This window comes from Streptomyces muensis (assembly GCF_021474425.1).
GTDB classification, from domain to species: Bacteria; Actinomycetota; Actinomycetes; order Streptomycetales; family Streptomycetaceae; genus Streptomyces; species Streptomyces muensis.
Window position 1 is genome coordinate 1 of record NZ_JAKEIP010000282.1, and the last position, 10,014, is coordinate 10,014.

The window sequence follows — 10,014 nt, forward strand, 5'->3', positions numbered from 1 at the left end:
CCCCCAGATCCCGTACATCGGCCGAGCAGGCTGCCGCGTCGGAGCCCGCCGCCTCCCTCACCACCCCCGCACCACCGACGTACGCGACTTCGGCGCCGTACCGGACGGCACGACCGACTCCGCCCCCGCGATCAACCGCGCCCTGGCCGCCGCCGGAAGGGCGGGCGGTGGCACGGTCACCCTCCCGCCCGGCACGTTCCGCATCGACGACCTGATCCGCATCGGCCACTCGAACGTGGTCCTCCGCGGCGCCGGCAGCACCCGTACGACACTCCACGCGACCAAGAACCTCACCGAACTGATCGGCGTCTACGGATCCCGCTACGGCGGCGACAAGTCGTCCTGGTCCTGGGCAGGCGGCCTCATATGGCTGGCCCCCACCGCCCGCTGGACCTCCCTCGTCGCCGCGATCAGGGCGAAGACCTGGCCCTTCGAGGGCTGGACCGGCAACCGGCGCGACCAGTGGCGCACCCTCACCACCCTCGCGCCCGCCCGCCAGGGCTCCTGGACGGTGACGGCCGACGACCCCTCGGCCCTGCGCCCCGGCACCCTCGTCCTCCTCCGCCTCGCCGACGACCCCGACCACACCCTCCTGGAGCACATGTGCGGCGGCGGCCCAGGCCCCGAGGCCTACACCTGGGAGGACAAGACCAAGCTCACCTCGTACGTCCCCTACGAGTGGCCCGTCCGCATCGCCCGCGTCCACGGCCGCGAGGTCACCCTGGAACGCCCGCTCCCGCTCGACCTCCGCCCCGAATGGGACCCGCGACTGACCAGCCACGTACCGGAATTGACCGGTTCGGGCGTCGAAGGTCTCACCCTGGAGGCGACGCAGACCCCGCAACAGCCCCACCTCCTCGACAAGGGCCACAACGGCGTCGTCCTCCAGTGCACGTACGACTGCTGGGTGGACGACGTGACGGTCCGCCATGTCGACAACGGCTTCGGCCTGGTCGCGGCCTCCGCCTGCACACTCCGCCACACGCGCGTGGCGGGCCGCGGCAGCCACCACCCGTACTTCTGCCGCGAGGGCTCGCACGACAACCTGATCGAGGACTTCACGATCGAGGCCCGCACCACCCCGGCCCCGCCCGGCACCCAGCTCCACGGCATCAACGTCGAGGGCCTGTCCTCCCACAACGTCTGGTCCCGCGGCGACATGCGGACCGGCACCTTCGACAGCCACCGCGGCCTGCCCTTCGCCAACGTCCGCACCGACATCACCGTCCACAACGACGGCCGCCACGGCGGCGACGCGAGCGCGGGCCCGCTGTTCGGGGCACGCTTCACGCACTGGAACGTGCGGGTGACCAACGGCCGCGCGGGCATGATCCGCCTCGACGGCCTGGCGCCGTACTCCGCGACCGTCGGCCTGAACGAGGTCAGGGAGTTCGACCAGATCGACGTACCCGACTTCGCGGGCGACCTCCACTCCCGCCTGGAGCTCTACGGCACGACGGACGCCGTACGGCCGCGCAATCTGTACGACGCTCAGCGCGCGCTGCCGCGATAGCGCCCCGGTGGCACGCCCACCAGCTTGCGGAAGTGCCGGGTGAGATGGGACTGGTCGTAGAAGCCGGTCGCGGTCGCCACCTCGGCCGGTGACCGGCCCTCCAGCAGCAGCCGCCGGGCCCGGTCGACGCGGCGGGACATCAGGTACTGGTGCGGGGCGATGCCGTACGCCGTGCTGAACGACCGTACGAGATGGGCGGGATGGGCGTGCAGCAGCCCGGTCGCCTCGTCGAGGGCGAGGCCCTGCACGACGCGCTCGTCGAGGAGTTCGCGCAGCCGGCGGGCGAGGGCGGGGTCGCGGCGCGGGACGTCGGCGACGGCCTCGGGGCGCAGGTGGTCGCGCAACCGGTCGCCGATGAGGGTCAGTCTGCTGTCCGCCTCCAGTTCGTCGCCGGGCCGGGCGAGGGCGGTGTGCAGCTGGCCGACGCGCCGGCGGAGCACCGGGTCGCGCAGGTCGGGGGAGTCGACGGCCCGGCCGATCAGGTCGTCGCCCAGCCGGCTGTCGTCCAGGTACAGCACCCGCTTGCGAAAGCCGTGCGGGGTGGCGGGGGAGCCGTTGTGCGGGACGTGCGGCGGCAGCAGGGTCACGGTGTCGTGCGGGGTGCCGTGCTCGTGCCGGTCGAGGTCGTACCGTACGGCGCCGTCGTCGACGATCAGCAGCGTCCAGGCCTCGTGGACGTGCATCGGGTAGGCGTACTCGGTGAAGTGGGCGTGGAAGACCTCGGTGACGCCCGGGACGCGGGGACGCCACGCGGTGACTTCCTGCTGGTCGACGCGCCGGGTGGCCATGCAAAAAACGTACAAGACCGTGCCGTACGGCGGCCGCCAGTCTCGAACCATGAGCGATACGACTGCTGAGCCCCCCGTCCGCTTCGACACCAAGATCGCCGTCCTGCTGCGCGAGGACCTGGAGACCTGGCAGCGCCTGAACGTCACGGCCTTCCTGGTCAGCGGCCTGGGAACACAGCTCCCCGAGGTGATCGGCGAGCCGTACGAGGACGCGGACGGCGTCCCCTACCTGCCGATGTTCCGCCAGCCGGTGCTGGTCTTCGAGGGCACGAAGGAGACGCTGACGACGGCACACGCGCGCGTGTTGTCCCGTTCCCTTCCGCGCGCGGTCTTCACGTCCGACCTGTTCACGACGGGCAACGACCGGGACAACCGGGCGGCGGTGCGGGCGGTGTCCACGGGGGAGCTGGATCTGGTGGGGCTGGCGGTGTACGGGCCGAGGAACGCGGTGGACAAGGTGATGAAGGGGGCGCGGATGCACCCGTGAGGGACGCGGGCCCGTCCCGTCAGGCGGCGCTGACCTCGGGCTTCGCGTCGGCCGGGGCATCGGTCTTGGGAGCCGGTGCCTCCGCCGGGAGGCGGCGCGTCAGGACGCCGTACCCGATGGCCGCCGCCGTCCCGACGACCGCGCACAGCCCCCACAGCCACTCGGCGCCGAAGCGGTCGATCACGAAACCGGACATCAGGGGTGCGACCAGGGCCGCGACCGACCAGGACAGGGTGTACATGCCCTGGTAGCGGCCGCGCCCGTGGGCGGGGGAGAGGCGGACGACGAGGCCGGTCTGGGTGGGGGCGTTCAGCATCTCGCCGAGCGTCCAGACGCACACCGTCAGCGTGAAGACGCCGACCGACCCGGCGAAGGCGGTGAGGCCGAAGCCGTACCCGGCGAGCAGGGAGGACACGATGAGGATCCGCCTCGCGTCCCGGCGTTCGATGAACCGGGTGACCGGGATCTGGAGCGCGACGATCAGGACGCCGTTGACGGCGATGGCGAGACCGTAGTCGGCGGGCGAGAACCCGGCGTCGCCCATGGCGATCGGCAGGCCGACCGCGCCCTGCTGGAAGACGAGGGCGACGAGGAAGGACAGCCCGACGACGCTCATGAAGCGCCCGTCGCGCAGTACGGTCCCGAGCCCGACCTTGTCCTCGGCCGCGTCGATGTCCTGGACGGCGGGTGGCCGGGACTCGGGCAGCTTCACGAACACCACGACCGCGCAGACGGCCGTCATCCCGGCCTCGATCAGGAACCCGGCGAGATAGCTGACCTCGGCGATGAACCCGGCGGCCATGGAGGAGATCGCGAACCCGAGGTTGATGGCCCAGTAGTTGAGGGAGAAGGCACGCACCCGGTCCTCGGGCCGGACGATGTCGGCCATCATCGCCTGCACGGCCGGCCGGGAGGCGTTGGAGGCGGCGCCGACGAGGAAGGCGACGGCGGCGATGGCGACGGGGTGGTGCATGAAGCCGAGGAGCGCGACGGAGGCGGCCGTGGACGCCTGGGCGACGAGGAGGGTGGGCCGGCGCCCGAGCCGGTCGGTCATGACGCCGGCGCCGATCGACGAGACGACACCGCCGAGGCCGTGGAGGGCGGCGACGAGACCGGCGTAGGTGGCGGAGTACCCGCGGTCGAGCGTGAGGTACAGGGCCATGAACGTGGCGACGAAGGCCCCGAGCCGGTTCACCAGTGTGCTGGTCCACAGCCACCAGAACTCGCGGGGGAGCCCGGAGACGGTCTCTCGGGTGGCACGTCTCAGGGCGGCGACGGGCATGAAGGGTCCCCCACGGAGATAAGACGGACGGAAGAAGCCGATTACGGAAGCCGATGTAAGAAGCCAATATGGCAAACGCAACTTACAAGCGTGCCGCTCCGCGAGGCCACTCAATTAACAGATCCCGTCAACCGTCCGCTCCTCGGGCGGGGGGCGACCCGGCCGAAGGCTTGGATTACGCTCGGACGCATGGCCGACGCACCGTACAAGCTGATCCTCCTCCGCCACGGCGAGAGCGAATGGAACGCGAAGAACCTGTTCACCGGCTGGGTGGACGTCAACCTCAACGAGAAGGGCGAGAAGGAGGCGGTCCGCGGTGGCGAGCTCCTGAAGGACGCCGATCTCCTCCCCGACGTGGTCCACACGTCCCTCCAGAAGCGAGCGATCCGCACGGCGCAGCTGGCCCTGGAGTCCGCCGACCGCCACTGGATCCCGGTCCACCGCAGCTGGCGCCTGAACGAGCGCCACTACGGCGCCCTCCAGGGCAAGGACAAGGCCCAGACCCTGGCGGAGTTCGGCGAGGAACAGTTCATGCTCTGGCGCCGCTCCTACGACACCCCGCCCCCGCCCCTCGAGGACGGCACGGAGTTCTCCCAGTCCGCCGACCCGCGCTACGCGACGATCCCCCCGGAGCTCCGCCCCCGCACGGAGTGCCTGAAGGACGTCGTCGTCCGCATGCTCCCGTACTGGTACGACGGCATCGTCCCCGACCTCCTGACCGGCCGCACGGTCCTCGTCGCCGCCCACGGCAACTCGCTCCGCGCCCTCGTCAAGCACCTCGACGGCATCTCCGACGCCGACATCGCGGGCCTGAACATCCCCACCGGCATCCCGCTCTACTACGAGCTCGACGCCGACTTCAACCCGGTGACGCCCGGGGGGAAGTACCTGGACCCGGAGGCCGCCGCGGCGGCCATTGAGGCGGTCAAGAACCAGGGCAAGAAGAAGTAGCCCGAGCGCCCCTGACTGATCAAGCCCCCTGCCTGCGGGTTCTCCGCTGGTGGGGGGCTTGTTGCTGTGCCGTGCCGGGTCAGCGGGCCGCGCGCTCGCGGGTCGTGCGGCGCAGGCCGATGAGTTCGGCGACCGCCTCCAGCCAGCGGGCGACGACCTCGTCGCCCTCGACCGGCCGGGCCACCGACGCGGCCGCGTCCAGCCAGCCGCGCATCAGGTCCGAGGGCGTCGGCCCGGGCAGCAGTTCCGGCAGCCGGGCGGTGTAGCCGGTGCCGCCGCTGCGGACGGTCCTGCCGAGGAACGCCACCGAGCGGGGCTGGACCCCGAGGCGGTCGAGCGTGACCGCGGCGCCCACGGCTCCGTCACCGAACAGGGCGCCGCGACGCGGGCCAGGGGCGCCGATGCCGTAGCGCAGGAGCATGGCGATGTCGGCCCGCGCCGACTCCTCGTCGGTCTTGCCGGGGTTCATCGGTACCTCCGTTCCGGTCATCGCACGGTGACCGTGTAGATGAAGTACGCCGGGTCGTTGCCGGGGTCGCCCGTCGCGGTGCGGTCGTCGCCGTCGGGGCAGACACCCAGCACGCAGTAGCTCATTCTGATCTTCGTGGTGCCCGCGGCCACGGCCTCGAAGGTGAAGGTCTGCGTACCGTCACCACCCCCGTCGAGACCGCTGTCGCCCGCGAAGTCCTCCTCCCGGTCGCCCTCCTGGCGCACCGTGGCACGGTCGGGACCGGGGCGCACGATGCTCCAGTCCTGGCCCATCGAGGGGTTGGCCGGGAGCACCAGCTCGAACGTGTCGCCCGCGTCCACTTCGATGGCGCGCTCGTCGGCCTCGAACGTCTCGGGGCCGAAGAGGCCGCACCCGGACAGCAGCACCGCCGTCAGCGGCAACGCCAGGGCGGCGGACAGGCGGTGGCTGGGCTTCAAGGGGATCGGCCTTCCGTTCACTGGGCGGGCAGGTGGACGCCGTAGGCGTCGGGCAGGTCCTTGTCGGACGCCTTGCCCATGTTGCCGTTGACGAAGTCGTCCTCGCTGACCCATGTCGTCGTTCCCCAGGGGTTGTAGACCTGCAGCATGTCGCCCTCCTGACCGATGATCATCATGGAGTGGCCGACCCGGTCGCCGTCCTCGTCCTCGCCCTCGACGCCGATCGGCACCGGTCTGCCCTCGGCGACGGCCCGCTGGATGTCGGGCAGCGCGTCCCGGCGGTCGTCCGCGCTCCTGATCTCCTGGAACTCGTACTCGCCGCCCGTGTGCGGACTGATCTCCTTGTTGGAGATCTCGGTCTTGCCGTCGTTGTCCATGCCGTCGGGTGTCGAGCCGAAGGGGAAGTCGTACGCGTCGTTGCCGTCACCCTCGTCGTGCATCCGCAGCTGCTCGTCGCGCAGCCGCTCCCGGAAGGCGCCCGGGTCGTCCTCCTGCCCGGACGGGCCGCCGGTGAGTTCGAGGGCGTACACCGGATCGACCATGGCGCGCCCGGTGACGACGGTCGACGGCACGCAGGTGTTGCCTTCCTGCGACCACCTCTCGCCGTTGAACGTCTGCTGGTCGGTGTTGTGGTTGGAACCCTCGTGCGGGCCGCTGGTGTTGATCCCCTCGTCGACCAGGCTGTCCCCGGCCGTGGTGACCGGCGTCAAGTGCCGCTGCAGCCAGTCCGGGTCCTTGCCGTGGATCTTGTCGCGGAACTCGCCGACCTCCTTGACGTCGTACCCGGCGGCCAGCGCCTTCACGAGGTACGCCCGTTCCTGCGGGGTCTTCGCCTCGGCGAGCATCCGCTCGAACTCGGCCTCCTCGCGGGCGTCGAGGCGCTCCATCGCACGGCCCGAGCGCTCCAGGTCGTTCGCGGTCAGCAGCTCGTTCATCTCGGCCGGGCCGCCGGGGCCCGCGATGTCGGCGAGTACGAGGCGGTCGGCGGCGGAGATGTTGTCGGTCTGCATCTGGCCCGCCCGGGCCTCGGACGCCAGCTTGTTGAGGTCGCGTGCCGCGGCCCGCGCCGCGTCGTCGGCCACCTCGGCGGCGCTGTGCATCGTCCTGGCGCCCGCGGCCGCGATGTTGCGGGCCCGCAGCCGCTCCGCCTCCTCGGCGTCCTTCTCCACCATGTCGTCGAAGAAGCCGTCCTCACCGCCGAGCATGCCGAGCGCCTCGCTCAGCTGCTCGCGGCCACCCTTGTCCTGGGCCTTGGCCTTGGTCAGCGCGTCGGCCAGGCGGTACAGGGCGCCGGCCGCGCCGCTGAACGCCTGCTCCATCTGCTCGGCGGAGCGGGCCGCCGCCATCACCACCTCGGACGCCCGCGCCCCGGTGCTGCCCACCCAGGCGTCGGGCAGGCCCTCGTTTGCGACCTTCTGCACCCGCCGCTGCACGTCGGCGACGTCGTCGATCTGTTTGCGGTAGGTCTTGGCGAGACCCTCGATGACCTCGGGTTCACCGACCGGTGCCGAGACGCCCAGGGCGTTGTTGATGGCCCCGATGAGATCGTTCTTGCTGCCGGCCGAGGAGATGGATTCGTGGTACTCGGCGAGTTTCTGACGGCGGTCGGTGGTGGATTCGCCTGCGTCGGGCATGACGGTGCGGCCTTCTGTCGTGGTGCGGGCAGGAGTGCGGACTCGTACGCGGTACGAAGGACGCTCAGTCGAAGTCGGACAGGCCGCGCGGCGGCGTGCCGGGCGCGGGCATCGTCGTCACGCCCTCGCCGCCGGCCGCGCTCATGCCCCGGATGGAGGCGTGCTCGGCGCCCTGGTAGTTCGCCTTGGACACCCGTACCTTGTCGGCCAGTTCGTGCAGGGCGCTCTCCAGGACCTTGGCCTCTGCCTGCCAGTCACCGGCGAAGTTGTTGTAGGCGGGGCCCGCGTCGGAGCCGCCGAGTACGTCCGAGGGGTAGCAGGCGGTGTCCTTGACCGCCCTGGCGATGACACCGACGTCGTCACCCGCCGTGTCGAGCGCCCGCGCCTCACTGTCCATCGCACTTGCCTGGACGCGATAGCCCCCGGCGTGCCCCTGCACGGTCATGTCCCGCCCCCCCGGTTTCTGATCTTGAGGGCGCAATGTAGCAGGGCAGCGTGGCATGAACACAGCGACCTTCACCATTCCCCGACAAGCCCCGGGGCAGGAGAAGCGGCCTGCTCGATCACGGCCGGGGGCTAACCGCACGAGTCGCAGACACCGGTCGCGGGGAGTTGGACGAAGCAGCTGCCACACACCCGCGCCGGCTTCTCGGTCCGAGCGCGGCGACGGTCGATCGCGGCCTGGTACCTGGGTGCGAGGGCCGGCACACCGCCGCCGGGCGGCAACGTCGCTCCGAAGCGGCGATAGCAGTCAAGACGCGCCCCGGCGGCGTGCCGCTCACGCTCCGACACGTCCTCGACCGGAGGTTCTCCGGCCACCTCCAGGACTTCCTTGTAGCCGTCGCCGACCATGCCGTCATCGGTGCGCACGACCAACGCCGTCAGCGGCGGATCCCCGCGACGATGCGCTTCGCGCACGACTCTTCCGAGGACGGAACCGATCCAGTTGTGCAGGAGGGCCTTGGTACGGATCCCTGTCCTGCGCTGGATCTCCTCGGCCAACTCCTTGTAGGTGACGACCGCGTGGTACGTACGCGCGACGTCGACCAGAACCGCGTACGCCTCGCTCGCCCAGGCCTCGCGAGCCTCCTGTGCCGTGGGCGACGCACCGTCAGGCCCGACATCCGAAGTCACCTTGTCCCGCCCCCCTTGGCACCAACATGCCGCCGTTCAACGGCGGCTGAGCGCATCCTTCCGGAGTCCGGATGCGCTGGGCCGCCTCGGCCGACGGTGCCTCGGAGACTCTACGCCCGCCCCCCGGCCTCCGTCTCCGCTACGGCGATCGTGATGCCGAGCGCCTTGGCGATGTTCGCGGCGGCCGTCATGACGCGTGCCGTACCCACCACGGGCGCGATGGCGACCAGCACGTCCTGCACCTGCTCGGCGGTCAGCCCGGCCTGGATCGCGGGGTCGATATGGGCGACGTACGAGATCGGCGGGGCGTCCGACGCGGCGAGGGCCGCGATGCGGGTGAGCATGAAGGTCTCCGGGACCAGCCCGCACCGTTCGAGCGAGTCGACCGTCATGGCGGCGAGGGTGTCCAGTACCGGGGTTTCAGAAGCTGTGGCCATGGCAGGTCGTCTCCAGTCGGTGTCGTGGGTGAAGTGAGGAAGTCGACGCAGGCCGACGGCTCGACCGTAAGTCCGTTTCCCCCGAACCGCCTCTCGAGGCTGCGGGTCGCCGCCCGGCTACCGCTCGGCCGCAGCTCGGCCGCCGCCGGGCCGTCGCCATCGCTCGGCCACGCGTCGGCCCCCGGCCGCGTCGGCCGCAGACCGAGGGCCGTCTCTTCCTTGGTCGTGCTCGGGCGTGCCGAGTCACAGGGGCGGCAGCGGCATCACCACACGGGTCTCGTCCGGCGTCGCACCGCCCGCGCGCTCAGATCGACAGCGGGACGGGGTGAACCTCGTCGGCCTTGTGACCGGCACGCTCGTGGATGCGCTGGACCGCTTCGGCCGAGGGTGCCTCGGAGAGGCAGTAGACGAGACCTGACTCGGGGTCGGCCCACGCCCGTTCGAAGTGCACGCGCTCGTCGGCCTCGATGGCGAGGTCCGCGTTGTGGGCCTCCCTGAGCTGGTCGGCCGTGATGCCCTTCATGTGGTGATGTACGTCCATGAACTGAGGCATGCCTCGCACCTCCTTCCCTTTCCAGGAGTGCGCTCGCGCCCGCTCTCCTTCCATGCTGCGCCCGTACGGCACCACGGGCACGCGGAGAAGAGGGCACGGCAGAGGGCCCCGGCGCATCCACCGCACCGGAGCCCTCACTGGTCGTACGCGACTACCCGCTACGCCCTCACCCGCACTGGCAGGGATTCCCCGACTGGCACCCGCACCCGCAGCCCGAGCCGCAGCCGCAGGCGCCGAAGAGTGGGAGGCTCCTGATGTCGGTGGGCTGCTCGGACGGGCGTTCCTGGGTGGGGTCGGGGGCGGTACCT

At 71.1% G+C, this 10,014-nt stretch carries 12 protein-coding genes; 3 read left to right on the forward strand and 9 right to left on the reverse strand.

Translation table 11 applies throughout. From position 1 onward, the window contains the following. Positions 1 to 1,513, forward strand: a 1,513-nt coding sequence (locus tag L0P92_RS37495; protein ID WP_234767536.1) for a glycosyl hydrolase family 28-related protein, incomplete at its 5' end; no start/stop codon positions are given. Here L0P92_RS37495 and L0P92_RS37500 read toward each other — a convergent pair. Continuing rightward, positions 1,492 to 2,301 carry a helix-turn-helix transcriptional regulator gene (locus L0P92_RS37500; protein WP_234767537.1) on the reverse strand — a complete coding sequence of 270 codons (810 nt, stop codon included), beginning with the start codon at positions 2,299 to 2,301 and terminating at the stop codon, positions 1,492 to 1,494. The two genes, L0P92_RS37495 and L0P92_RS37500, sit on opposite strands and share 22 nt — an antisense overlap. Positions 2,302 to 2,350: 49 nt before the next feature. Here L0P92_RS37500 and L0P92_RS37505 point away from each other — a divergent pair, with 49 nt between their 5' ends. Further along, positions 2,351 to 2,788: a DUF2000 domain-containing protein gene (locus L0P92_RS37505; protein WP_234767538.1), complete on the forward strand. Its 438-nt coding sequence runs from the start codon at positions 2,351 to 2,353 to the stop codon at positions 2,786 to 2,788. 19 nt (positions 2,789 to 2,807) lie between these two features. On the opposite strand, the gene L0P92_RS37510 is transcribed toward L0P92_RS37505, so the two are convergent. After that, positions 2,808 to 4,070, reverse strand: a complete 1,263-nt coding sequence (locus L0P92_RS37510; RefSeq protein ID WP_234767539.1) for an MDR family MFS transporter — start codon at positions 4,068 to 4,070, stop codon at positions 2,808 to 2,810. Between the two features lie 189 nt (positions 4,071 to 4,259). Here L0P92_RS37510 and L0P92_RS37515 point away from each other — a divergent pair, with 189 nt between their 5' ends. Next, positions 4,260 to 5,021, forward strand: a complete 762-nt coding sequence (locus L0P92_RS37515; RefSeq protein WP_234767540.1) for a phosphoglyceromutase — start codon at positions 4,260 to 4,262, stop codon at positions 5,019 to 5,021. Positions 5,022 to 5,100: 79 nt separating this feature from the next. On the opposite strand, the gene L0P92_RS37520 is transcribed toward L0P92_RS37515, so the two are convergent. The 7 genes from L0P92_RS37520 to L0P92_RS37550 form a co-directional block, all read right to left on the reverse strand. After that, the gene (locus tag L0P92_RS37520) at positions 5,101 to 5,490 is read right to left on the reverse strand and encodes a hypothetical protein (RefSeq protein WP_234767541.1); all 390 of its coding nucleotides are present in this window, start codon (positions 5,488 to 5,490) and stop codon (positions 5,101 to 5,103) included. A 17-nt stretch (positions 5,491 to 5,507) separates the two neighbouring features. Continuing rightward, positions 5,508 to 5,948, reverse strand: coding sequence for a protease inhibitor I42 family protein (locus L0P92_RS37525; protein ID WP_234767542.1), 441 nt, complete (start codon positions 5,946 to 5,948; stop codon positions 5,508 to 5,510). A 17-nt stretch (positions 5,949 to 5,965) separates the two neighbouring features. Continuing rightward, complete coding sequence (locus tag L0P92_RS37530; RefSeq protein WP_234767543.1) at positions 5,966 to 7,582, reverse strand: WXG100 family type VII secretion target; 1,617 nt, start codon at positions 7,580 to 7,582, stop codon at positions 5,966 to 5,968. A gap of 64 nt (positions 7,583 to 7,646) precedes the next feature. Continuing rightward, positions 7,647 to 8,027 (reverse strand): WXG100 family type VII secretion target, encoded by a 381-nt coding sequence (locus tag L0P92_RS37535; protein ID WP_234767544.1) that lies wholly within the window; start codon positions 8,025 to 8,027, stop codon positions 7,647 to 7,649. A gap of 131 nt (positions 8,028 to 8,158) precedes the next feature. Beyond that, positions 8,159 to 8,716, reverse strand: coding sequence for an FYVE zinc finger domain-containing protein (locus tag L0P92_RS37540; RefSeq protein WP_234767545.1), 558 nt, complete (start codon positions 8,714 to 8,716; stop codon positions 8,159 to 8,161). Positions 8,717 to 8,826: 110 nt separating this feature from the next. Continuing rightward, positions 8,827 to 9,153 (reverse strand): carboxymuconolactone decarboxylase family protein, encoded by a 327-nt coding sequence (locus L0P92_RS37545; protein ID WP_234767546.1) that lies wholly within the window; start codon positions 9,151 to 9,153, stop codon positions 8,827 to 8,829. Positions 9,154 to 9,457: 304 nt separating this feature from the next. Further along, positions 9,458 to 9,706, reverse strand: a complete 249-nt coding sequence (locus tag L0P92_RS37550) for an SCO4226 family nickel-binding protein (protein WP_234767547.1) — start codon at positions 9,704 to 9,706, stop codon at positions 9,458 to 9,460. Between the last annotated feature and the right edge of the window lie 308 nt (positions 9,707 to 10,014).

Excerpts from the sequence above, each read along its gene's own strand:
- L0P92_RS37530 (WP_234767543.1), bottom strand. The coding sequence starts at position 7,582 with ATGCCCGACGCAGGCGAATCCACCACCGACCGCCGTCAGAAACTCGCC.
- L0P92_RS37500 (WP_234767537.1), bottom strand. The coding sequence starts at position 2,301 with ATGGCCACCCGGCGCGTCGACCAGCAGGAAGTCACCGCGTGGCGTCCC.
- L0P92_RS37515 (WP_234767540.1), top strand. The coding sequence starts at position 4,260 with ATGGCCGACGCACCGTACAAGCTGATCCTCCTCCGCCACGGCGAGAGC.
- L0P92_RS37510 (WP_234767539.1), bottom strand. The coding sequence starts at position 4,070 with ATGCCCGTCGCCGCCCTGAGACGTGCCACCCGAGAGACCGTCTCCGGG.
- L0P92_RS37505 (WP_234767538.1), top strand. The coding sequence starts at position 2,351 with ATGAGCGATACGACTGCTGAGCCCCCCGTCCGCTTCGACACCAAGATC.
- L0P92_RS37535 (WP_234767544.1), bottom strand. The coding sequence starts at position 8,027 with ATGACCGTGCAGGGGCACGCCGGGGGCTATCGCGTCCAGGCAAGTGCG.
- L0P92_RS37545 (WP_234767546.1), bottom strand. The coding sequence starts at position 9,153 with ATGGCCACAGCTTCTGAAACCCCGGTACTGGACACCCTCGCCGCCATG.
- L0P92_RS37550 (WP_234767547.1), bottom strand. The coding sequence starts at position 9,706 with ATGCCTCAGTTCATGGACGTACATCACCACATGAAGGGCATCACGGCC.
- L0P92_RS37520 (WP_234767541.1), bottom strand. The coding sequence starts at position 5,490 with ATGAACCCCGGCAAGACCGACGAGGAGTCGGCGCGGGCCGACATCGCC.